The following is a 23448-nucleotide window of genomic DNA, read 5'->3' as shown; positions in this document are numbered from 1 at the left end:
CCCCCCACACGAACGGAACACATGAGACGCGCAAAGATCGTCGCCACCCTCGGGCCGGCGACGTCGAGCTACGACGACATCCGGGCGATCATCGACGCCGGCGTCGACGTCGCCCGGATGAACCTCAGCCACGGCAGCTACGACGTCCACGAGGGCGTGTACGCGAACGTCCGTCAGGCCTCGGCCGACTCGGGCCGCGCCGTCGCGGTCCTCGTCGACCTCCAGGGTCCGAAGATCCGTCTCGGCAAGTTCGCCGACGGTCCCCACGACCTCGAGGTCGGCGACGTGTTCAAGATCACGACCGACGAGATCCTGGGCTCGAGAGAGATCTGCGGCACGACCTTCAAGGGCCTGCCGAACGACGTCGCCGCGGGCGACCCGCTGCTGATCGACGACGGCCGCGTCAAGCTCCGCGTCCTCGAGACCGACGGCACCGTCGTCACGACCGAGGTCGTCGTGGCGGGCACCGTCTCGAACAACAAGGGCATCAACCTGCCCGGCGTCGCGGTCAACGTGCCCGCGCTCTCCGACAAAGACGAAGCCGACCTGCGCTGGGGCCTGAAGCTCGGTGCCGACCTGATCGCCCTCTCGTTCGTGCGTGACGCCGACGACGTCGTGCGGGTCCACGAGATCATGGCCGAAGAGGGCCGCAAGGTCCCGGTCTACGCGAAGATCGAAAAGCCCCAGGCGGTCGACAACCTCGAGGCCATCATCGACGCGTTCGACGGCATCATGGTCGCTCGCGGCGACCTCGGCGTCGAGCTGCCCCTCGAGGCCGTCCCCATCGTCCAGAAGCACGCGGTCGAGCTCTCGCGTCGCATGGCCAAGCCCGTCATCGTGGCGACCCAGATGCTCGAGTCCATGATCTCGAGCCCCATCCCCACGCGGGCCGAGACCTCCGACGTCGCGAACGCGGTGCTCGACGGCACCGACGCGGTCATGCTCTCGGGCGAGACGAGCGTCGGCGAGTACCCCGTCATCACGGTGCAGACCATGGCCCGCATCGTCGCCTCGACCGAAGAGCACGGCCTCGAGCGCATCCCCCCGCTGGGCACCCGCCCCCGCACCCAGGGCGGCGCCATCACGCTGGCCGCGGCCGACGTGGCCGACTTCGTCCAGGCGAAGTTCCTCTGCGTGTTCACGGAGTCCGGCGACTCGGTGCGCCGCATGTCCCGCCTGCGTCACTCCATCCCGATCCTGGCCTTCACCCCCAACGAGGCCATCCGTCGGCGCATGGCGATCAGCTGGGGCGTGCAGTCGTACCTGGTCGAGACGGTGACGCACACCGACGCCATGTTCGCCCAGGTGGACGACGTCCTCCTCGGCAACGACCTGGCCGAGTCCGGCGACAAGGTCATCGTGATCGCCGGGTCCCCTCCCGGCATCGCGGGGTCCACGAACGACCTGCGGGTGCACCGCGTCGGCGACGCCCACGGCGAGGCCGCCCCGGCCTACGCCGCGCAGCCCTGACGCACCACGGCGCATCCCGCGAAGCCGGGGCGATCCTCACGGGTCGTCCCGGCTTCGTCGTGTCGACGGGGCGTACGCTCACGCCATGTCCGTGGACGCCCGTCATCCCTCGTGCTTCGAGTTCGAGGCCCGTCTCTACGTCGTGCCGTCCTGGAGTGGTCACGGCGTCGCCGAGACGCGGCGGAGCCTCGGCCCCGAGGCCGAGACGACGACCCGAGGAGGCGCGGGTTCCGCCCGGTGGGCGGGTCTCGGTGCCCTGGTGGGCGGGTCGTTCCTCGGGGGAGTGGCCGCGACGGTGTGGCGGGTCGACAGCCTCTGGGCGTTGTTGCTGGTCTTCGTCCTCGGCGCGGGGGTCGGTGCGGTGCTCGCCGTCGGCACCCGGACGATCTTCCGCGACGGCGACGCCCCGGGTGACGCCGCCGTGCACCACGCGTCGTCGTCGGGCGAACCGCTGCCGAGGGTCGAGGTGCCCTGGGACGTGGCCCGCGCGGCCCCCGAGGACTCCACCGGAGACGAGCTCGTCCTGTGGTCGACGCTGACCAGTCGGTACCGAGAAGCCCGAGAGGCCTTGGTCGCCGGTGGGGGAGACGACGACCGGTTCACCGATCCGCGCGAGGCGGGGGCACGGATCGCCGAGTGGGAGTCGGCGTACCGCACGGCGAGCCGGGACTACGAACCGGTGGCGCGCCTCCTCGGCTTCCCGCTTCCGTGAACGCGGAAGGCGCGTGCCGGTGACGGCGACACCCCGAGGCCCCTGAGACGGAGAAAGCCCCGACCCGCGTGAGCGGATCGGGGCTTTCGGTTCAGTGGCGGGCGGACCCGCCGACTGACGGCGTCACGAGGACGCCACCGAGTCAGATGACGCGGATGTTCTCGGCCTGGAGGCCCTTGTTGCCCTGAGCCGTGTCGAACTCGACCTTCTGGTTCTCTTCCAGGTTGCGGTAGCCGTCGCCGGCGATCGCGGAGAAGTGCGCGAAGACGTCAGTGGTTCCGTCGTCGGGGGTGATGAAGCCGAAGCCCTTTTCGGAGTTGAACCACTTAACGGTGCCTGTTGCCATTTTTCTTGTTCCTTCAATCAGAGTTGTCGATCTCGATTTCGAGATCGCTCGTCGCGGTGCCTTTTTGTCCGCTCCCTCTGAGAACGACGCCACCGTCGGAACCCCTCTCGGTGAGAGGAGGCCTTCGGCACGTCGCGAGATACAAATGCGTAACACAACAACCAGTCACGCCAGCCTAGTGCACGGATGCTCACGGGCACACCCTCTGAGCAGAACTCGTGTCGGCGTGTTGCGGTGACGTCGGACACACCGGGACGGACGGGCTCGGTGACGACGAGGAACGAGCACTGACGAAGAACGAGCACTGACGAGGGAAGGGGAGCCACGTCTCGTCGGCCTGGTTCTCGGCGGTGGTGGTGCCGGATGTGGGACTCGAACCCACACGCCCTCACGGACAGAGCATTTTGAGTGCTCCGCGTCTGCCATTCCGCCAATCCGGCGCACAACAACCAGGTCGACAATACCGTAGGCTCAACGTCGTGAGTGACCAGGAAGCAACCCCAGCAGCACCCCGTCGCGTCGTCGTGGCCGAAGATGAGTCCCTCATCCGCCTCGACATCGTCGAGATCCTCCGCGACAACGGTTTCGAGGTGGTGGGCGAGGCCGGTGACGGCGAGACCGCCGTCGCCCTCGCCACCGAGCTGCGTCCCGACCTCGTCATCATGGACGTCAAGATGCCTCAGCTCGACGGCATCTCCGCGGCCGAGCGGCTGTCGAAGGCGCACATCGCTCCCGTCGTGCTGCTGACCGCGTTCAGTCAGAAAGAGCTGGTCGAACGGGCCAGCGAGGCCGGGGCCCTGGCCTACGTCGTCAAGCCCTTCACCCCGAACGACCTGTTGCCCGCGATCGAGATCGCCCTCTCGCGGTATGCGCAGATCATCACCCTCGAGGCCGAGGTCGCCGACCTCGTCGAGCGCTTCGAGACCCGCAAGCTCGTCGACCGGGCCAAGGGCCTGCTGAACGAGAAGATGGGGCTCACCGAGCCCGAGGCCTTCCGCTGGATCCAGAAGGCGTCGATGGACCGCCGTCTCACGATGCACGACGTGGCCCAGGCCATCATCGAGCAGCTCAGCGCCAAGAAGTAGCGCCCCCGACACGAGAAGGCCCGCCCCGACGATCGGGGCGGGCCTTCTCGCGTCGTCACGCCTCGCCGCGGGCGTCGGTCAAGAAGTTGGTGATGCGAACGGTCGACAGCAGGCGGCCGCGGTCGTCGGTCATGACGACCTGGTGGGTCGTCAGGGTCGAGCCGAGGTGCAGGGCGGTGCAGGTGCCCGTGACCCACCCCGAGGCGGCGGACCGGCTGTGGCTCGCGTTCAGCTCGATGCCCATGGCGACGCGTCCGGCGCCGGCGTGGACGTTCGCGGCGACCGACCCGAGGGTCTCGGCCAGGACGACGTGCGCCCCGCCGTGCAGGATGCCCACCGGCTGCGTGTTGCCCTCGACGGGCATGCGCCCGACCGCGCGCTCGGCGCTCATCTCGTCGATGACGATGCCCATCTTCTCGGCCAGGGCACCGACGCCGCGCCGCCGGAACAGCTCGACGGCGGCCTCGCTCAGGGACGCGTCCGACGAGACGGTCCTCTCGGCGTCGTTCGGGACGGCGGACGGACGGCTCATGGATCTCCGGGGGTGCGACCGGGGCGCCCGGCGACGGTGTCGGGGGTGCCCGCTAGGCTGACGTGGTGACGGACGACACGAAGCCTACCCTCCTGGTCATCGACGGCCATTCCCTCGCTTTCCGGGCTTTCTACGCCCTGCCGGTCGACAGTTTCGTCAACCGCGAAGGCCAGCACACCAACGCGATCCACGGCTTCATCTCGATGCTGCTCAGCCTGCTCAAGGCCGAGAAACCGACGCACCTCGCCGTCGCCTTCGACATCTCGCGGTTCTCTTTCCGCACCCGCGAGTACCCCGCGTACAAGGGCACCCGGTCCGAGACGCCGGCCGAGTTCGTCGGGCAGATCCCGCTGCTTCAAGAGGCCCTCCACGCCATGGGCATCACCACGATCACGAAAGAGGACTTCGAGGCCGACGACATCCTCGCGACCCTCGCCACGCGCGGTCGAGACGAAGGCTTCCGCGTGCTGGTCGTCTCGGGCGACCGTGACGCCATCCAGATGGTCAACGACGACGTGACGCTGCTCTACCCCTCGGCCCGGGGCGTCAGCGAACTCACCCGGTACGACCGCGACAAGGTCTTCGAGCGTTACGGCATCGAGCCTCACCAGTACCCCGAGGTCGCCGCCCTCGTCGGCGAGACGAGCGACAACCTGATCGGCATCGACAAGGTCGGCGAGAAGACCGCGGTCAAGTGGATCAACCTCTACGGCGGCCTCGACGAGATCATCGCGCGGGCCGACGAGATCAAGGGCGTCGTCGGTCAGAAGCTCCGCGAGCAGAAAGAGAACGCCGTCCGCAACCGGCGCCTGAACCGGCTCGTCACCGACGTCGAGCTGCCCGTCGGCCCCGGCGACCTCGAACGCCGGGGCATCGACGAGGACGCCGTCCGCGAGCTCTTCGACAAACTGCAGTTCCGCACGCTCCTCGAACGGGTCCTGGCGCTCTCCGAGGCCGCCGACCCGACGACCGGTGGCACGTCGGAGGCCCCGGTGACGGCCGCCCCGGCCGGCCTGCCGGTCGTCCGCACGCTCATCGACGAAGAGCTCGCCTTCTGGCTCAAGAAGCACGCCTCCGACCCCGACAAGCCCGTCGGCCTGACGGTCGAGTACGGCGCCGACGGGGTCGTCGGGCTCGGCATCTCGTCGTCGGACGAATCCGCCTACGTGCCCTGGGCGGCGGGTCGGGGTGACTACGTCGCCCTCGAGGCCTGGCTCGACGGCGAGACGCCCAAGGTGGTCCACGACGCGAAGCGCGCCTACAAGGCGCTGTCCCGGGCCGGGCTCCGACTGACCGGGATCGTGGGCGACCCGCGTGTCGCCGCGTGGCTGCTGCGCCCGGGTCGCACCTCGTTCTCCCTCTCCGACCTCGTGTACGAGCAGCTCGGCGAGACGCTTCCGGTCGGCGACCCGAACCAGCTCGTCTCCGCCGACGACGAGGTCAGCGTCGCCTCCGAGGCCTGGTACGTCCTACGGCTGTCCGAGTCGTTGATCGACGCCCTCGACGAGGGGTCCCGCCGGGTCCTGACCGAGATCGAGCTGCCACTCGTCGCCGTCCTCGGCGACATGGAGCTCACCGGGGTGGCCGCCGACCGAGACACGCTCAAGGCGTTGTCCCTGCGTCTGGGCGAACAGGCCGGCGAGCTCGCCGCCGCGGCCTTCGCCGAGATCGGCCGCGAGGTCAACCTCGGGTCGCCCAAGCAGCTGCAAGAGGTGCTGTTCGACCAGCTCGAGATGCCCAAGACCCGGGCGACCAAGACCGGCTACTCGACCGACGCGGCGTCGTTGGCCGACCTGCAGGAGAAGCACCCCCACCCCTTCCTCGACCTCCTGCTGAAGCACCGCGACGCCACCAAGCTGAGGCAGATCATCGAGACGCTCGAGAAGTCGATCGCCGACGACGCCCGCATCCACACGACCTACGACCAGACGGGCACGACCACCGGGCGGATCTCGTCCGTCGACCCGAACCTCCAGAACATCCCGATCAAGGCCGCGGTCGGTCGAGAGATCCGTGCGGCGTTCGTCCACGGTCCCGACTACGAGACCCTGCTCACGGCCGACTACTCGCAGATCGAGATGCGCATCATGGCGCACCTCTCGGGTGACGAGGGGCTGATCCAGGCCTTCAACGAGGGCGAAGACCTCCACCGGTTCGTCGGTGCCCGCATCTTCGGCGTCGAACCGTCCGACGTCACCTCCGCCATGCGGACCAAGGTCAAGGCCATGTCGTACGGCCTGGCCTACGGCCTGAGCGCCTTCGGCCTCTCGAAGCAGCTCCGCATCGAGACCGCCGAGGCCCGCCAGTTGATGACGGACTACTTCGAGCGGTTCGGCGCCGTGCGCGAGTACCTCCGGAACGTCGTCGAACAGGCCCGCGAAGACGGGTACACCGAGACCATCTACGGTCGCCGTCGGCCGTTCGGCGACCTCAAGTCACCCAACCGCGTCCTCCGCGAGAACGCCGAGCGGGCCGCGCTGAACGCGCCGATCCAGGGTTCGGCCGCCGACATCATGAAGATCGCCATGCTCGGCGTGCGGTCCGAGCTCGACGAGCGAGAGATGGGTTCGCGCGTCCTGCTCCAGGTGCACGACGAACTCATCGTCGAGGTCGCACCGGGTGAGGTCGACGACGTCCGCGAGATCGTCCGGCGACGCATGAGCGGCGCAGCCGACCTCCGGGTGCCACTCGACGTCAGCGTCGGCCTCGGCGAGAGCTGGGACGCCGCCGCCCACTGATCGCCGGGCGTCCGCCCGTCGTCCGCCGCGCCTCCTCGTCCCCCTGCCTCCGTGGTCGAAGAGTGCCCGGACGGACCCGCTCGGGCACCCATCAGGGCCTCGAGCGGGCATGAAGGTGCCCATCGGGCAACGAAACATCCCCCGACCCGGGCACAAACGGACACGACACGCGGCACAGACTTGACCGGGCCACACAAACGGACTTATATAAGCGCAGATCAACAGCAGTTGAACTCCTTCCGCACTTCCGCACCACCGGTCGACCCCTCGGGGCCACCGTGCAGTCCGACGACGAGGTCTCCCATGTACGCACCGGAGCGTCACCAGCAGATCCTCGACACGGCCCTGTCCCGGGGCCGGGTCGAGGTCGCCGGTCTCGCGCGCGAGCTCTCCGTGGCGCCCGAGACCGTTCGTCGCGACCTGACGGCCCTCGAGCGACGCGGCGTGCTGCGTCGAGTGCACGGGGGAGCGATCGCCGTCGAGCGCCTGGGCATCGAGCCCCCGGTGGTCGACCGTGAAGGAACCGCCGCGGCCGAGAAGGAGCGCATCGCCCGCGCCGCCCTCGACGAGCTGCCGGACGGCGGGTCCATCATCGTCGACGCCGGCACCTCGACGATCCGGCTGGCCGAGCTGCTGCCCCTCGACCGCGAGCTGACCGTCGTCACGCACTCGCTGGCCGTGGCGACGATCCTGATCAGCCGGCCGAACGTCACGCTGCACCTGCTCGGCGGCCTGATCCGCACCCGCACCTACTCGGCCGTGGGGGACTGGACGCGAGCCCAGATCGCCGACGTCTTCGCCGACGTCGCCTTCATCGGCACGAACGGCGTGTCGGTCGAACGCGGCATCAGCACCCCCGACCTGGCGGAGGCGCGGGTCAAGCGCGCTCTCATCGCCGCGTCGCGACGCACCGTCGTCCTCGCCGACCACACCAAGTTCGGTCGCGAGGACTTCGCCAAGGTCGCGCCGCTCACCGACGTCGACACCGTCATCACCGACTCCGGCGTGGACGCCGAGCTGGCCGACGACGTCGAACAGGCCGGCCCCCGGGTCGTGATCGCATGACGCGAGACCGGCCGGCCACCACCGCTCCACCCCGACGCACCACAGCCCCCCGCACCACCTCCATCACCCCACATCCCTCTCGTCGCTGAGAGACAAGGAGAACCCGTCACCATGTCCGAATTCACCCCCACCGTCACCGGTACGGGAGCCCGCGCGCGCGTCCAGCGCTTCGGAGGCTTCCTGGCCGGCATGATCATGCCGAACATCGGCGCATTCATCGCCTGGGGCCTCATCACGGCCCTGTTCATCCAGACCGGCTGGACGCCGGTGCCCCAGCTCGGCGGCTTCGGCGAGATGTCCGACGGCACCCCGTGGCCCGGGCTCGTCGGCCCGATCATCAAGTACCTGCTGCCGATCCTGATCGCCTACACGGGTGGTCGCATGGTCCACGGCCAGCGCGGTGCCGTCATCGGTGCCGTCGCCGTCATGGGCGTCATCGTCGCCACCGACGTGCCGCAGTTCCTCGGCGCGATGATCGTCGGCCCGCTGGCAGCCTGGGTGCTCAAGCAGTTCGACAAGCTCGTCGACGGCCGCATCAAGTCCGGCTTCGAGATGCTCGTCAACAACTTCTCGCTCGGCATCATCGGTGGCGCCATGGGCGTCCTGGCCTTCTTCGGCCTCGCCCCCGTCACCACCGCGATCACCAACGTGTTCGGTGGCGCCGTCGGGTTCCTCGTCGACCGCGGCCTGCTGCCCCTGGCCTCGATCATCATCGAGCCCGCCAAGGTGCTGTTCCTCAACAACGCGATCAACCAGGGCATCCTGACCCCGCTCGGTGGCACCCAGGTGCAAGAGGCCGGCAAGTCGATCCTCTTCATGCTCGAGTCGAACCCCGGCCCCGGCCTCGGCATCCTGCTGGCGTACCTGTTCTTCGGTCCCCGCGCCATCCGCCCCTCGGCCCCGGCCGCGATCATCGTCCACTTCTTCGGTGGCATCCACGAGATCTACTTCCCCTACGTGCTGATGAAGCCGATCCTGCTCGTCGCCGCCGTCCTCGGTGGCGCCACCGGCATCGCGACCTTCGCCCTGTTCAACGTCGGCCTCGTCGGCCCCGCGTCGCCCGGCAGCATCATCGCCTACACGCTGGTCGCCGCCCGTGGGGACCTTCTCCCGATCTACCTGGGTATCCTGCTCTCGGCGGCCGTCTCGTTCGTCGTCTCGTCCCTCCTGATGGGCTTCGGCCGCAAGGAGAACCGCGAGGCCCGTGCCGAGGACGCGTCCGCTCAGGAGCAGGCTCTCGCCGACGCCCAGGCCGCCACCGCGGCCAACAAGGCGACCAGCAAGGGCACCGCGGCACCCACCGCCTAGCCCGGCCGCACCACCAGTCAGCACCACCACCACACAAGGAGAAGGTCATGGCAACCCTCGACGGTTCCAGCATCAAGAAACTCATCGTCGCGTGCGACGCGGGCATGGGCAGCAGCGTCATGCTGGCCTCCACGCTCAAGAAGCAGCTGAAGAAGAGCGGTGTCACCGTCGAGCACTCGCCCGTCGCGTCGATCCCGTCCGACGCCGACGTCGTCGTCACCCAGAACAACCTGGCCGAGCGTGCCCGCGGCGTCGTGCCGAACGTGCCCGTCGTGCCGTTCCAGCTGTTCATGGGAGACCCGAACGTCGCCAAGGTCGTCAAGGCGATCCAGGACGGCTCGACGGTCGAGGTCTGACGATGACCGATCAGCAGGCACCCGAGCTCTCGACGCTGCTCGCCGAGTCGTCCATCCGGCTCGACGAGGTCGCCGCCTCGCGCGACGAGGCCATCCGCAAGACGGGGCAGGCCCTCGTCGACGCGGGTGCGATCGACGAGACGTACGTCGACGCGATGTTCGAGCGCGAGAACTCGGTGTCCACCTACGTCGGCGAGGGTGTGGCGATCCCGCACGGCACCCTCGCCGGCAAGGACTCGGTCAAAGAGGACGCCCTGGTCGTCCTGAGGTTCCCGACCCCGGTCGACTGGGACGGCAACGAGGTCTCGGTCACGGTGGGCATCGCCGCCAAGGGCAACGGCCACATCGCGATCCTCAGCCAGCTCGCGAGCATCCTGATGGACCCCGACAAGGCGGCCGCCCTGCGCGGCTCCACCACGTCCGCCGAGGTCTACGAGCTGCTCGCGTCGACCGACGACGACGACTGACCCCCACCCCCTCCAGAGGAGAAGACATGCCAGAACGTTCCGTCACCATCGCCTCCAGCGTCGGGCTGCACGCCCGTCCGGCCTCGCTCTTCAGCCAGGCCGCGGGCAAGACCGGTGCGAAGGTCACGTTGACCTCCGCCGCCGGCAAGAGCGTCAACGCCGCCAGCATCCTCGGCGTGCTCTCGCTCGGCATCGGCCACGGTGAAGAGGTCGTCGTCGCGACCGAGGGCGACAACGCCGAGGCCGCCCTCGACGAGCTCGTCGCGCTCCTCGCGACCGACCTCGACAAAGAGTAGGCACCACACCACGACGCGCACGGGGCGTCCACCGACCTGGTCGGTGGACGCCCCGTCCGTCGTGAGGGGGCCGAGGAGGCGCGGTGCGGGTCGTCCGGCACCGCGCCTCCTCGGTCGTTAGGCTCGTCGCCATGACCGATCCTGCAGCGACGCCCGGCCCGCGCACACCCACCCCCGTCGACGCGGTCGCCGAACGCTGGGTCGACACCCTGTGCGAGCTCGACCCCATGACGGCCACCTGGATCGGCCGAGAGGGACGGACCGGCGAGTACGGCGACTACTCGCCCGAGGGGCACGCCCGCCACGTGGACGCCGTCCGGGCCACGCTGACCGAGCTGGCGGCGACGGCCCCCGTCGACGACGTCGACCGCGTCACCCGTGACGACCTGACCAGCGAACTCGAGCTCGAACTCGAGTACGCCGAGCAGCGGCTCGAACTGCGCGACCTCAGCGTCATCGCATCGCCGGCGCAGGGCGTCCGCGACGTGTTCGACCTCATGCCGACCGAGTCCGAGGGCGACTGGGCCGACGTCGCGTCGCGCCTCGGGCACGTCGGCACGGCCCTCGGTCAGTACGTCGAGACGCTGCGGGCGGGCATCGCCGGGGGAGTGACCCCGGCTCGACGGCAGGTCGAGAAGGTGGCCGAGCAGTGCGCGCGCATCGGTGCCGACGACGGGTTCTTCACCGAGTTCGTCGCCGGCGCCCGGCTCGGCGACGACAGTGCCCCGGGCGGCGCACTCGCCCGCGACCTCACGGCGGGGGCCTCGTCGGCCGCCGCCGCCTACGACGGGCTGAGGCGGTTCCTGCTCGACGAGCTGCTGCCGGCCGCCACCCCCGAGGACGCCGTGGGGCGCGACGCCTACGCGCTGCACTCGAGGCGCTTCCTCGGCGCGACGGTCGACCTCGACGAGACCTACGAGTGGGGCATCGACGAGCTCGCCCGGATGGTGAGCGAACAAGAGGCCGTGGCCCGGCAGATCGAGCCGGGTGCCTCGGTCGCCCGGGCCATCGAGCTGCTCGACGCCGACCCCGCCCGGCAGCTGCACGGCACCGACGCGCTGCGTGACTGGATGCAGGGCCTGAGCGACCGGGCCGTCGCCGAGCTGGGGCGGGACCAGTTCGACATCCCCGAGCCCGTCCGCCGGCTGGAGTGCCGCATCGCCCCGACGAAGGACGGCGGCATCTACTACACGAGTCCGAGCGACGACTTCTCGCGCCCGGGGCGCATGTGGTGGTCCGTGCCCGAGGGAGTCACCCGCTTCGGCACCTGGCGCGAGACGACGACGGTCTTCCACGAGGGGGTGCCGGGGCACCACCTGCAGCTCGGACAGGCCGTGTACAACCGGGCGACGTTGAACACCTGGCGCCGTCAGCTCGCCGGCTCGTCCGGTCACGCCGAGGGCTGGGCCCTGTACGCCGAACGCCTGATGGACGAACTCGGCTGGTTGGGCGACCCGGGCGACCGGCTGGGCATGCTGGACGGCCAGCGGATGCGAGCCGCCCGCGTGGTCCTCGACATCGGCGTGCACCTCGGCAAGCCGTTCCCCGGCGGCGGTGGTCGGTGGGACGCGGCGAACGCCTTCGCGTTCATGTCGGAGAACGTCAACATGGACACCGAGTTCGTGCGCTTCGAGGTGGACCGTTACCTCGGCTGGCCCGGCCAGGCCCCCTCGTACAAGGTCGGCCAGCGCATCTGGGAGGACCTCCGCGCCGACCGCGCTCGGCGTGACGGAGCCGCGTTCGACGTCAAGGCCTTCCACCGCGACGCCCTGCAGCTCGGCGGGGTGGGGCTCGACACGCTGCGGCGGGCCCTGCTCGTCTGATGCCGGCGCCCGAGCCCGAGCCCGAGCCCGAGACGGCATCGCCGGGGCCCCGACGGCATCATCGGCGCCCCCGGCACGTCGTTGCCCGCACCCGGGACGCCGCGCTAAGATGATGCGACGCTTTCTGCGTCGATCTGTCCGCACGCTGCGTTCGACACCCCCACCCGAACACCGTTCGATGGACGAACACGGCCCGATTCATGCCCGTACTGGAGCACTAACTACATGACAACCGTAACGACCAAGGCACCCAAGCAGGTCGCCATCAACGACATCGGATCCGCTGATGACTTCCTGGCCGCGGTCGAGAAGACCCTGAAGTTCTTCAACGACGGCGACCTCATCGAAGGCACCGTCGTGAAGATCGACCGCGACGAGGTCCTCCTCGACGTCGGCTACAAGACCGAGGGCGTCATCCCCTCGCGCGAACTCTCGATCAAGCACGACGTCGACCCCACCGAGGTCGTCGAGGTCGGCGACACGGTCGAGGCCCTCGTCCTCCAGAAGGAAGACAAAGAAGGCCGCCTGATCCTCTCCAAGAAGCGTGCTCAGTACGAGCGTGCCTGGGGCGACGTGGAGAAGATCAAGGACGCCGACGGCGTCGTCACCGGTACGGTCATCGAGGTCGTCAAGGGCGGCCTCATCGTCGACATCGGCCTCCGCGGCTTCCTCCCCGCCTCGCTCATCGAGCTGCGTCGCGTCCGCGACCTCACGCCTTACCTGGGCCAGGAGATCGAGGCCAAGATCCTCGAGCTCGACAAGAACCGCAACAACGTGGTCCTGTCGCGCCGTGCGCTGCTCGAGCAGACGCAGTCCGAGAGCCGCACCACGTTCCTCAACAACCTCCACAAGGGTCAGGTCCGCAAGGGCGTCGTCTCGTCGATCGTCAACTTCGGTGCGTTCGTCGACCTGGGTGGCGTCGACGGTCTCGTCCACGTCTCCGAGCTCAGCTGGAAGCACATCGAGCACGCCAGCGAGGTCGTCGAGGTGGGCCAGGAGGTCACCGTCGAGATCCTCGAGGTCGACCTCGACCGTGAGCGCGTGTCGCTCTCGCTCAAGGCCACGCAGGAAGACCCGTGGCAGGTGTTCGCCCGCACGCACGCGATCGGTCAGGTCGCTCCGGGCAAGGTCACGAAGCTCGTCCCCTTCGGTGCGTTCGTCCGCGTGGCCGACGGCATCGAGGGTCTCGTGCACATCTCCGAGCTGTCGGCGAAGCACGTCGAGCTGGCCGAGCAGGTCGTCGCCGTCGGCGACGAGGTGTTCGTCAAGGTCATCGACATCGATCTCGACCGCCGTCGCATCTCGCTGAGCCTCAAGCAGGCCAACGAGGGCGTCGACCCCGAGGGCACCGAGTTCGACCCGGCGCTCTACGGCATGCTCACCGAGTACGACGACCAGGGCAACTACAAGTACCCCGAGGGCTTCGACCCCGAGACGAACGAGTGGCGCGAGGGCTTCGACTCGCAGCGCGAGAAGTGGGAGCAGGACTACGCTGCCGCCCAGGCGCGCTGGGAAGCCCACAAGAAGCAGGTCGCTGCCTCGCTCGTCGAAGAGACGACGTTCGACGCTCCCACGGGTTCGTCGTTCTCGGCCGAGTCCGCCTCGGGCGCCGGCACCCTCGCTGACGACGAGTCGCTCGCCGCGCTCCGCGAGAAGCTGTCGAACAACAACTGAGTCCGTCCGGTCTCGACCAGAAGGCGGTTCCCCCTCGGGGGAGCCGCCTTCCGGCGTTCGCGGCGTAGTCTCGTCGTCGTGTTCGTCTGTGCGTTGACCGGTGGCATCGCCGCCGGCAAGTCCGTCGTGGCCCGCCGACTCGCCGAGCGGGGTGCGGCCCACGTCGACGCCGACGCCCTCGCTCGCGAGGTGGTCGCGCCGGGCTCCCCGGGGCTGGACGCCGTCGTCGCGCGGTTCGGGGGCGGGGTGCTCCGCCCCGACGGCTCGCTCGACCGGGCCGCTCTGGGGGCCGTCGTGTTCGCCGACCCCGACGCCCGCCGTGACCTCGAGGGCATCACCCACCCCGCCGTCCACGACCTCTCGGCCCGACGCATGGCCGACGCCGTCGCCGACGACCCGGGCCGCGTCGTCGTCTACGACGTTCCGCTCCTCGTCGAGGCGCGGGGGACCGACGGCTTCGACGTGGTCGTCGTCGTGGACGCCCCGCGCGCGCTGCGCCTGCAGAGGCTCGTCGAGCTCCGGGGGATGAGCGACGAGGAGGCGCGGCGCCGGGTGGACGCGCAGGCGGACGACCGGACGAGGCTCGCCGTCGCGGACCTCGTCGTCGACTCCTCGGGTTCGCTGGAGGACACGCTGCGGCAGGCCGACGACCTCTACGACGAGTTGCGTTCGCTGTCAGCGGCGAAGCAGGCCGCCTCCCGCGACGCGAGTGTCGGTGGTCCCTCGTAAGCTGGAATCCATGGAACCGACCCGCAGCGTCCGCCCGTTCGAAGTCATCAGCGAGTTCGAACCGAGCGGCGACCAGCCGGCCGCCATCGCCGAGCTGGCGGGGCGCATCAACGCCGGCGAGACCGACGTCGTCCTGCTGGGTGCCACCGGAACGGGCAAGTCGGCGACCACGGCGTGGCTCGTCGAGCAGGTGCAACGCCCGACGCTGGTGCTCGCCCACAACAAGACCCTCGCGGCCCAGCTGGCCAACGAGTTCCGGTCGCTCTTCCCGAACAACGCCGTCGAGTACTTCGTGTCGTACTACGACTACTACCAGCCCGAGGCGTACGTCCCGCAGACCGACACCTTCATCGAGAAAGACAGCTCGGTCAACGCCGAGGTCGAGCGTCTGCGGCACTCCACCACCAACTCGCTGCTCAGCCGGCGCGACGTGATCGTCGTCTCGACGGTCTCGTGCATCTACGGCCTCGGCACCCCCGAGGGCTACATGGAGGCCATGATCGCCCTCCAGGTCGGCATGCGCATCGACCGCGAGACCCTCATCCGCCGCTTCGTGTCCATGCAGTACCAACGCAACGACATCGACTTCTCCCGAGGCAACTTCCGCGTGCGCGGGGACACCATCGAGATCATCCCGATGTACGAAGAGTTGGCCATCCGCATCGAGATGTTCGGCGACGAGGTCGAGGCGCTCTACGCCCTGCACCCGCTGACGGGCGACGTGGTCAAGACGATGGACGCCGTGTCGGTCTTCCCCGGCTCGCACTACGTGGCGGGCACCGACGTCATGCACCGGGCCATCGGCACCATCAAAGACGAACTCGCCACGCGTCTCGACGAGCTCGACAAGCAGGGCAAGCTCCTCGAATCGCAACGGCTGCGCATGCGCACGACCTTCGACCTCGAGATGATGGAGCAGATCGGCTTCTGCAACGGCATCGAGAACTACTCCGCCCACATCGACGGCCGTTCGCCGGGCGAGGCGCCGCACTGCCTGCTCGACTACTTCCCCGACGACCTGCTGGTGGTCATCGACGAGTCGCACGTGACGGTGCCACAGATCGGTGCCATGTACGAGGGCGACGCTTCGCGCAAGCGCACCCTCGTCGACCACGGCTTCCGACTGCCGAGCGCACTCGACAACAGGCCGCTCAAGTTCGAGGAGTTCCTCGACCGGGTCGGTCAGAAGGTCTACCTCTCGGCGACGCCGGGCAAGTACGAGCTCGGCATCACCGACAGCGTGGTCGAGCAGATCATCCGTCCGACCGGCCTGATCGACCCCGAGATCGTGGTCAAGCCGTCCGCGGGCCAGATCGACGACCTGCTCGAAGAGATCCGCACCCGGGTCGAGATCGACGAACGCGTCCTCGTCACCACCCTGACCAAGAAGATGGCCGAAGAGCTCACCGACTTCCTCACCGAGGCCGGGGTCCGGGTGCGGTACCTGCACTCCGACGTCGACACACTGCGGCGGGTCGAGCTGCTGACCGAACTGCGCCAGGGCGTCTACGACGTGCTCGTCGGCATCAACCTGCTCCGCGAGGGGCTCGACCTGCCCGAGGTGTCGCTCGTCGCGATCCTCGACGCCGACAAAGAAGGCTTCCTCCGGTCGTCCACCTCGCTCATCCAGACCATCGGTCGCGCGGCTCGCAACGTCTCCGGCCAGGTCCACATGTACGCCGACGTGATGACCGACTCGATGAAGCAGGCCCTCGAAGAGACCGACCGGCGACGCGAGAAGCAGGTGGCCTACAACCTCGAACGCGGCATCGATCCCCAACCACTGCGCAAGAAGATCGCCGACATCACCGAGGTCCTGGCCCGCGAGGGTGCCGACACCGCACGACTCCTGGCCGATCGACAGGGCGGCAAGCGCGCCCCGACGCCGAACCTCCGACGCGAGGGCAAGGCGGCCAGTGCGGCGAACGGCCTCGAGGCCATCATCGCCGACCTCAACGAGCAGATGCTGCAGGCTTCCGCCGAGCTCAAGTTCGAGCTCGCGGGTCGCCTGCGCGACGAGGTGGCCGACCTGAAGAAAGACCTCCGCCAGATGGAAGCAGCCGGTCATGCCCGCTGAGCGACGGCGTGTCGTCGTGACCGGGGCGACCGCAGGTCTGGGCTACTACGCCGCCGAACGTCTCGCCGCCGACGGCCACCGGGTGGTCCTCGCCGCCCGTGACGCCGAGCGGGCCGTCCGGGCAGCCGACCTCCTGCGCGATCGGGTGCCGGGCGCCGACGTCGACACGGTGGAGCTCGATCTCGCCGATCTCGCATCCGTCCGATCCGGGGCGGCGGCCGTGGCTGCAGGTGGTCCGGTCGACGGTCTGTTCGCGAACGCGGGCGTCGTGGGTTCGCGCCGGCGTCAGACCACGGCGGACGGATTCGAGCTGCAGTTCGGCACCAACCACCTGGGCCACTTCGCTCTGGTCTCGCACCTCCTGCCGGCCCTCGAGGCGTCCGGGCGTGCTCGCGTCGTGCACCTCGGCAGCATCAGCCACCGGTGGGTGCGACTCGACCTGGACGACCCGATGATGGTCTCCAGCTACTCCGGCGCCGTCGCCTACGCGCGATCCAAGCTCGCCGTCATGACCTTCGGTCTCGACCTCGACCGACGGCTCCGCGCCTCCGGCTCGTCGGTCTCGAGCGTCGTCGCCCATCCCGGGTTCTCGTGGGAGTCCCTCAGCGACCCCCGCCCGCCCGTCGTCGAACCGCACCGCCCTCCCGCCGTCCTCACCTCGATGATGCACACGTTCTCCCAGGGCAAAGAGGTCGGGGCAGAACCCCTGGTCCACGCGCTCGTGGGCGAAGACGTCGTCGGCGGGGAATACTGGGGTCCGGCCGGATGGTTCCAGTTGACCGGCGCTCCGGCTCGCGTACCCGCCAAGCGTCACACCCGTGACGAGTCGGTCGCAGCGCGTCTGTGGCAGGTGTCCGCCGGTTTGACGGGCGTACAACCGGCCCTCTCGTCCCCGGCCCCCTGAGCCCTCGCCGCCGGCCGCACCACCCGCGGGCCTGCCCGCCACGACGACGAGCGTCGTCCACATCGACAGAATGGTAAGAGTGTCAATCTCACCTGTAGAAGGTTCCTCCACGCTGAGCGTCCGGGGTGCCCGTGTGCACAACCTCGACAACGTCGACCTCGAGATCCCTCGTGACTCGCTGGTCGTCTTCACCGGGTTGTCCGGCTCCGGCAAGTCGTCCCTCGCGTTCGACACGATCTTCGCCGAGGGGCAGAGACGGTACGTCGAGTCCCTGTCCGCCTACGCGCGGCAGTTCCTGGGTCAGGTGGACCGGCCCGACGTCGACTTCATCGAGGGCCTCAGTCCGGCCGTCTCCATCGACCAGAAGTCCACCAACCGCAACCCGCGGTCCACGGTCGGCACGATCACCGAGATCTACGACTACATGCGTCTGCTCTGGGCACGCATCGGCGTGCCGCACTGCGCCGTCTGCGGCGAGAAGATCAGCAAGCAGAGCGTGCAGCAGATCGCCGACCAGCTCATGACCCTCGAGACGGGCACCCGCTACCAGGTGTTGAGCCCGGTCGTGTCACAGAAGAAGGGCGAGTTCGTCGACCTGTTCGCCGAACTCGCGTCCACCGGGTACTCCCGGGCCATCGTCGACGGCGAGCAGATCCAGCTCAGTTCGCCGCCCAAGTTGAAGAAGCAGATCAAGCACGACATCTCCGTCGTGGTCGACCGCCTCGTGGCCTCCGACCAGGCCCTGACTCGCCTCACCGACTCGCTCGAGACCGCTCTCCGACTGACGGACGGCCTCGTCACGATCGACTTCGTCGACACCGACGAGGGGGCGGCCGGCAAGTACCGGACGTTCTCCGAGAAGCTGTCGTGCCCCAACAACCACCCGGTGCAGTTGACCGAGATCGAGCCGCGCACGTTCTCGTTCAACGCCCCGTTCGGCGCCTGCCCCGAGTGCTCCGGCCTCGGCACCAAGATGTCGGTCGATTCCGACCTGCTGCTCGGCGACCCCGAGCTGAGCCTCGCCGACGGCGTCATCCTCCCGTGGACCCAGTCCGGCAAGGGCCTCTACAACTACTTCCAGAAGCTCCTCGAGGGCCTGGCCGGCGACCTCGGTTTCAGTCTCAAGACTCCCTGGCACGACCTGCCCGAGAAGATCCAGCAGGCCGTCCTCAAGGGCAACGACTTCGAGGTCACCGTCAAGTGGCGCAACCGCTTCGGGCGTGAGATGACGTACTCGACGGGCTTCGAGGGCGTCATGCCCTACATCGAACGCAAGTACGCCGAGGCCGAGACCGACACGCAGCGCCAGCGCTACGCGTCCTACCTCCGTGAGATCCCGTGCGTCGTCTGCAAGGGCAAGCGGCTCAAGCCCGAGGTGCTGGCCGTCCTGGTCGACGGCCACGACATCGCCGCCGTCTCCGAGCTGAGCCTGGCCGACGCGTTCGAGTTCATGAACAGCCTCACGTTGACCACGCGCGAGGCGCGGATCGCCGCACAGGTGCTGCGTGAGATCCGGGTACGCCTCGAGTTCCTCCTCGAGGTCGGCCTGACCTACCTGTCCCTGGCCCGGGCCGCAGGCTCCCTCTCCGGTGGCGAGGCCCAGCGCATCCGCCTCGCGACCCAGATCGGCTCCGGCCTGACGGGCGTGCTCTACGTCCTCGACGAGCCGAGCATCGGGCTCCACCAGCGCGACAACCGTCGGCTGATCGACACCCTCGTCAAGCTGAAGAACCTCGGCAACACGCTGATCGTCGTCGAGCACGACGAAGACACGATCAAGACGGCCGACTGGATCGTCGACATCGGACCGGGCGCCGGCGTCAACGGCGGCACCGTCGTGCACTCGGGCAGCTACGAGGCCCTCGTCGCGAACACGGATTCGTACACGGGGGACTACCTCGCCGGCCGACGGTCGATCGAGACCCCGACGACCCGTCGACCGATCGACAAGAAGCGCATGATCTCCGTCGTCGGGGCGAAGGCGAACAACCTGCGCGACGTCACGGTCGACTTCCCTCTCGGCACCTTCGTCGCGGTGACCGGCGTGAGCGGCTCGGGCAAGTCCTCGCTGGTGAACGACATCCTCTACAAGGTCCTGGCGAACCAGCTCAACGGGGCGCGGCAGATCCCGGGCAAGCACACGCGGGTCACGGGCCTCGACGCCCTCGACAAGGTCGTGCACGTCGACCAGGCACCGATCGGTCGCACCCCGCGCTCGAACCCGGCGACCTACACCGGCGTCTTCGACCGCATCCGCACCCTCTTCGCCGAGACGACCGACGCCAAGGCGCGCGGGTACCTCCCGGGGCGGTTCAGCTTCAACGTCAAGGGCGGTCGGTGCGAGAACTGCGCCGGTGACGGCACGATCAAGATCGAGATGAACTTCCTGCCCGACGTCTACGTCGCCTGCGAGGTCTGCGGCGGCGCCCGCTACAACCGTGACACCCTCGCGGTGCGGTACAAGGGCAAGAACATCTCCGAGGTCCTCGAGATGCCGATCAGTGAGGCGGCCGAGTTCTTCGCCCCGATCTCCGCGATCTCGCGGTTCATGTCGACGCTGGTCGACGTCGGCCTCGGCTACGTCCGACTGGGTCAGAGCGCCACCACGCTGAGCGGTGGCGAGGCGCAGCGCGTCAAGCTCGCCACCGAACTGCAGAAGCGTTCCAACGGGCGCAGCGTCTACGTCCTCGACGAGCCGACGACCGGGCTGCACTTCGAGGACGTCCGCAAACTCCTGCTCGTCCTGAACGGCCTCGTCGAGAAGGGCAACACCGTGATCACGATCGAGCACAATCTCGACGTCATCAAGTCGGCCGACTGGCTGATCGACATGGGCCCCGAAGGAGGCGCGGGTGGCGGTACCGTCATCGCCACCGGAACGCCCGAGCACCTCGCCACCGTCCCCGAGAGCCACACGGGCGTCTTCCTGAAGGAGATCCTCGAGTCGGGTCACACCGTGCCCCGGGTGCAGAAGAAGAAGCCCACCACGGCGCGACGTCGGGAGGCCGTCGAAGCACGATGAGCAACACCGTCTCCTGGCGTCCCAAGGCGGGCGAGATCCCCACCGACCCCGGCGTCTACCGGTGGCGCGACGAGCGGGGCAGGGTGCTCTACGTCGGCAAGGCCAAGAACCTCCGGGCCCGACTGAGCAACTACTTCGCCCCGCTGCCGTCCCTGCACGAGCGCACCCGTCGGATGGTCCTGACCGCCCGTTCGGTCGAGTGGACGGTGGTGGGCAGCGACATCGAGGCCCTCCAGCTCGAGTACACGTGGATCAAAGAGTTCGACCCGCCCTTCAACGTCAAGTTCCGCGACGACAAGACCTACCCGTTCATGGCGGTCACGCTGGCCGACGAGGCCCCCCGGGTGATGGTCACGCGGAACTCCCGCATCAAGGGGGCGAAGTACTTCGGTCCGTACCCCAAGATCTGGGCCGTGCACGACACCATCGACCTGATGATCAAGGTGTTCCCGATCCGCACCTGCTCGGACAGCAGCTACAAGAAGGCCATGCAGACGGGCAAGCCCTGCTTCCCGGGTCAGATCGGGCGCTGCGGTGGCCCGTGCTCGCACAGGGTCTCCATCGCCGAGCACCGGGCCATCGTCGACGAGTTCGTCAAGTTCATGGGCAGCTACGACAAGAAGGTCATCGCCGACCTGCAGCGATCGATGAAGGCGGCCGCCCTCGAGCAGCGCTTCGAGGACGCCGCCGCCTACCGCGACCAGGTGCAGGCCCTCGAGGCCGTGCTCGACAAGTCGGCGGTCGTCCTCCGCGACAACGTCGACCTCGACCTCTACGCCCTCGCCGAGGACGAGTTGGCGGCGGCCGTGCAGCTCTTCACGGTGCGCGGCGGACGCATCCGGGGGTCTCGCGGCTGGGTGGTCGACAAAGAGATCGACATCTCGACGGGCGACCTCGTCGAGCAGGTGCTGCAGGGCATCTACACGGCAGGGGCCGAGCTGCCCCGCGAGATCGTCGTGACGACGACGCCGGACGACAACGACGCGCTCGAGAGCGTCCTGAGCGACATCCGTGGACGCGGACGGGTCCAGATCCACACGGCGCAGCGGGGAGAGAAGGCCAACCTCATGCAGACGGCGACGCTCAACGCGCAGCAGTCGCTCATGCTCTACAAGACGCGTCGCAGTGCCGACTTCGCGACACGGTCGACGGCCCTCGCCGACATCCAGGAGGCACTGGGCATGGAAGACGCGCCGCTCCGCATGGAGTGCTACGACGTCTCCCACCTCTCGGGCACGAACATCGTGGCCTCGATGGTCGTCTTCGAGGACGGTCTGCCCCGCAAGGACCAGTACCGGCGGTTCAACATCCCGCAGTCCACCGACGACACCGAGTCGATCTACCAGACCCTGAGCCGGCGGCTGTCCCGTCTCGACGACGAGCTCGCGCCCGTCGAGGAGGTCGGCGAGCAACGCAAGCGCTTCGCGTACCGCCCCAACCTCCTGATCGTGGACGGCGGGCAACCCCAGGTGGCGGCGGCCCGCAGGGCCCTCGACGACGCCGGCGTGACCGACATCGCCCTCTGCGGCATCGCCAAACGCCTCGAAGAGATCTGGCTGCCCGACGACGACTTCCCCGTGATCCTCCCTCGCAACAGCGATGCGCTGTTCCTCATCCAGCGCATCCGCGACGAGGCGCACCGCTTCGCGATCACCCACCAGCGACAGCGACGAAAGCGCGACATCTCGACGCAGCTCGCCGAAATCCCGGGGTTGGGTCCGTCGCGGGTCGCCGTGCTGCTCAAGCACTTCGGATCCGTCAAACGCCTGAAAGAGGCCGAGGCCGCCGACATCTCGGCCGTCCGCGGGATCGGCCCGACGCTCGCGTCCGCCGTGGTGGAGCGTCTCCGCGGAGACGAGCAGGTCGACGTCGACGCCCCCGCGCCTCCCTCGAGCCCCACCTAGAATCGATGCACCGCCCGCCGACCCGGAAGACACCACCGACATGAGCGACGCCAGCGAACAGCAAGAAGTCCTGATCGTCACGGGCATGTCCGGGGCCGGCCGGTCGACCGTCGGCAACGCCCTCGAGGACCTCGACTGGTACGTCGTCGACAACCTGCCCGCGCAGATGCTCCGCCCCCTGCTCGACCTGGCCGAGCGGGCCGGTGACTCGTTGCCGAAGATCGCAGCCGTCGTCGACGTGCGGGGTGGGCGGCTCTTCAGTGAGGCGCAAGAGGCCGTCCGCACCCTCCGGGCGAGCATGCCGAGCAAGGTGCGCGTGCTGTTCCTGGACGCGACGGACGCCGCGCTCGTCCGACGCTTCGAGCAGGTCCGGCGACCCCACCCGCTGCAGGGTGACGGGACGCTGCTCGACGGCATCCTGGCCGAGCGGGCGCGCATGGAAGAACTACGCGAGACGAGCGACGTCATCATCGACACGTCCGAGCTCAACATCCACCAGCTCGCGACGACCATCTCCGAGAAGTTCGCCGAGTCCGATCGGGCAGGGGTCCAGGTCACGGTCCTGAGCTTCGGCTTCAAGTACGGCCTGCCCACCGACGCCGACATGGTGGGCGACGCGAGGTTCCTCCCGAACCCCTTCTGGGTGCCCGCGCTCCGATCCCAGTCCGGGCTCGACGAGCCCGTCACGAGCTACGTGATGCAGCAAGAAGGGGCGAGGGAGTTCGTCGACGCCTTCGCCGCGTCGCTCGTCCCGGTGCTGGCCGGCTACCAGCGTGAGAACAAGAGACACGCTACGATCGCCATTGGCTGCACCGGGGGCAAACATCGATCGGTCACCCTCGTGGGTGAACTGGCAGCGCGTCTGCGTGGACTCCCGGGCGTGGCCGTCAGCGTGAAACACCGCGACCTCGGCCGAGAATGACCCCACGAGGTCGTTCAG

The 23448-nt window shown here is 68.7% G+C and carries 19 protein-coding genes and 1 tRNA gene; 17 read left to right on the top strand and 3 right to left on the bottom strand.

The annotated features are described in order from the left end of the window. The first annotated feature begins 21 nt into the window (after positions 1 to 21). Together pyk and ASG05_RS01080 are read left to right on the top strand one after the other, a co-directional pair. On the top strand, positions 22 to 1470 hold the full coding sequence (gene pyk, locus ASG05_RS01085; protein WP_056256340.1) for a pyruvate kinase: 1449 nt from the start codon (positions 22 to 24) through the stop codon (positions 1468 to 1470). Positions 1471 to 1555: 85 nt separating this feature from the next. After that, complete coding sequence (locus tag ASG05_RS01080; RefSeq protein ID WP_157489996.1) at positions 1556 to 2182, top strand: hypothetical protein; 627 nt, start codon at positions 1556 to 1558, stop codon at positions 2180 to 2182. Between the two features lie 142 nt (positions 2183 to 2324). On the opposite strand, the gene ASG05_RS01075 is transcribed toward ASG05_RS01080, so the two are convergent. Together ASG05_RS01075 and ASG05_RS01070 are read right to left on the bottom strand one after the other, a co-directional pair. Continuing rightward, positions 2325 to 2528 carry a cold-shock protein gene (locus ASG05_RS01075; protein ID WP_043592793.1) on the bottom strand — a complete coding sequence of 68 codons (204 nt, stop codon included), beginning with the start codon at positions 2526 to 2528 and terminating at the stop codon, positions 2325 to 2327. Positions 2529 to 2882: 354 nt separating this feature from the next. After that, positions 2883 to 2968, bottom strand: a tRNA-Leu gene (locus tag ASG05_RS01070). 39 nt (positions 2969 to 3007) lie between these two features. On the opposite strand from ASG05_RS01070, the gene ASG05_RS16515 reads away from it, so the two are divergent. Continuing rightward, positions 3008 to 3613, top strand: a complete 606-nt coding sequence (locus ASG05_RS16515; RefSeq protein ID WP_043592796.1) for an ANTAR domain-containing response regulator — start codon at positions 3008 to 3010, stop codon at positions 3611 to 3613. A gap of 55 nt (positions 3614 to 3668) precedes the next feature. Here ASG05_RS16515 and ASG05_RS01060 read toward each other — a convergent pair whose 3' ends face one another. Then, positions 3669 to 4025 carry a PaaI family thioesterase gene (locus ASG05_RS01060; protein WP_235491398.1) on the bottom strand — a complete coding sequence of 119 codons (357 nt, stop codon included), beginning with the start codon at positions 4023 to 4025 and terminating at the stop codon, positions 3669 to 3671. Between the two features lie 185 nt (positions 4026 to 4210). On the opposite strand from ASG05_RS01060, the gene polA reads away from it, so the two are divergent. From polA to rapZ, 14 genes are all read left to right on the top strand, one after another. Further along, positions 4211 to 6883, top strand: coding sequence for a DNA polymerase I (gene polA / locus ASG05_RS01055; protein ID WP_056258173.1), 2673 nt, complete (start codon positions 4211 to 4213; stop codon positions 6881 to 6883). Positions 6884 to 7186: 303 nt separating this feature from the next. Then, a complete protein-coding gene (locus ASG05_RS01050; RefSeq protein WP_056256334.1) occupies positions 7187 to 7948 on the top strand; it encodes a DeoR/GlpR family DNA-binding transcription regulator in 762 nt (253 codons plus the stop codon). Between the two features lie 111 nt (positions 7949 to 8059). Beyond that, complete coding sequence (locus tag ASG05_RS01045) at positions 8060 to 9256, top strand: PTS mannitol transporter subunit IICB (RefSeq protein WP_056256332.1); 1197 nt, start codon at positions 8060 to 8062, stop codon at positions 9254 to 9256. A 47-nt stretch (positions 9257 to 9303) separates the two neighbouring features. Beyond that, on the top strand, positions 9304 to 9612 hold the full coding sequence (locus tag ASG05_RS01040) for a PTS lactose transporter subunit IIB (protein ID WP_054146078.1): 309 nt from the start codon (positions 9304 to 9306) through the stop codon (positions 9610 to 9612). Between the two features lie 2 nt (positions 9613 to 9614). Continuing rightward, positions 9615 to 10079 (top strand): PTS sugar transporter subunit IIA, encoded by a 465-nt coding sequence (locus ASG05_RS01035; RefSeq protein ID WP_056256329.1) that lies wholly within the window; start codon positions 9615 to 9617, stop codon positions 10077 to 10079. Between the two features lie 26 nt (positions 10080 to 10105). Next, the gene (locus tag ASG05_RS01030; protein WP_043592801.1) at positions 10106 to 10375 is read left to right on the top strand and encodes an HPr family phosphocarrier protein; all 270 of its coding nucleotides are present in this window, start codon (positions 10106 to 10108) and stop codon (positions 10373 to 10375) included. Between the two features lie 131 nt (positions 10376 to 10506). Next, the gene (locus tag ASG05_RS01025) at positions 10507 to 12198 is read left to right on the top strand and encodes a DUF885 domain-containing protein (RefSeq protein WP_056256327.1); all 1692 of its coding nucleotides are present in this window, start codon (positions 10507 to 10509) and stop codon (positions 12196 to 12198) included. A gap of 225 nt (positions 12199 to 12423) precedes the next feature. After that, positions 12424 to 13872 carry a 30S ribosomal protein S1 gene (rpsA, locus tag ASG05_RS01020; protein ID WP_043592805.1) on the top strand — a complete coding sequence of 483 codons (1449 nt, stop codon included), beginning with the start codon at positions 12424 to 12426 and terminating at the stop codon, positions 13870 to 13872. Positions 13873 to 13950: 78 nt separating this feature from the next. Continuing rightward, complete coding sequence (gene coaE, locus ASG05_RS01015; RefSeq protein WP_056256322.1) at positions 13951 to 14601, top strand: dephospho-CoA kinase; 651 nt, start codon at positions 13951 to 13953, stop codon at positions 14599 to 14601. A gap of 10 nt (positions 14602 to 14611) precedes the next feature. Then, entirely contained in the window at positions 14612 to 16678 is a 2067-nt protein-coding gene (uvrB, locus tag ASG05_RS01010) for an excinuclease ABC subunit UvrB (RefSeq protein WP_043592809.1), read from the top strand. Continuing rightward, on the top strand, positions 16668 to 17582 hold the full coding sequence (locus tag ASG05_RS01005; protein WP_056256320.1) for an SDR family NAD(P)-dependent oxidoreductase: 915 nt from the start codon (positions 16668 to 16670) through the stop codon (positions 17580 to 17582). The genes uvrB and ASG05_RS01005 overlap by 11 nt, the downstream gene beginning before the upstream one ends. Positions 17583 to 17652: 70 nt before the next feature. Further along, the gene (gene uvrA / locus ASG05_RS01000) at positions 17653 to 20604 is read left to right on the top strand and encodes an excinuclease ABC subunit UvrA (protein WP_157489995.1); all 2952 of its coding nucleotides are present in this window, start codon (positions 17653 to 17655) and stop codon (positions 20602 to 20604) included. Further along, positions 20601 to 22508, top strand: coding sequence for an excinuclease ABC subunit UvrC (gene uvrC, locus ASG05_RS00995; protein ID WP_056256317.1), 1908 nt, complete (start codon positions 20601 to 20603; stop codon positions 22506 to 22508). The genes uvrA and uvrC overlap by 4 nt, the downstream gene beginning before the upstream one ends. Before the next feature lie 40 nt (positions 22509 to 22548). Continuing rightward, positions 22549 to 23430, top strand: a complete 882-nt coding sequence (gene rapZ, locus ASG05_RS00990; protein WP_056256315.1) for an RNase adapter RapZ — start codon at positions 22549 to 22551, stop codon at positions 23428 to 23430. Positions 23431 to 23448: the final 18 nt, after the last annotated feature.

Source organism: Frigoribacterium sp. Leaf186 (assembly GCF_001423905.1).
In the GTDB taxonomy this organism is placed as follows: domain Bacteria; phylum Actinomycetota; class Actinomycetes; order Actinomycetales; family Microbacteriaceae; genus Frigoribacterium.
This window is presented reverse-complemented; position numbering and strand designations above follow the sequence as displayed.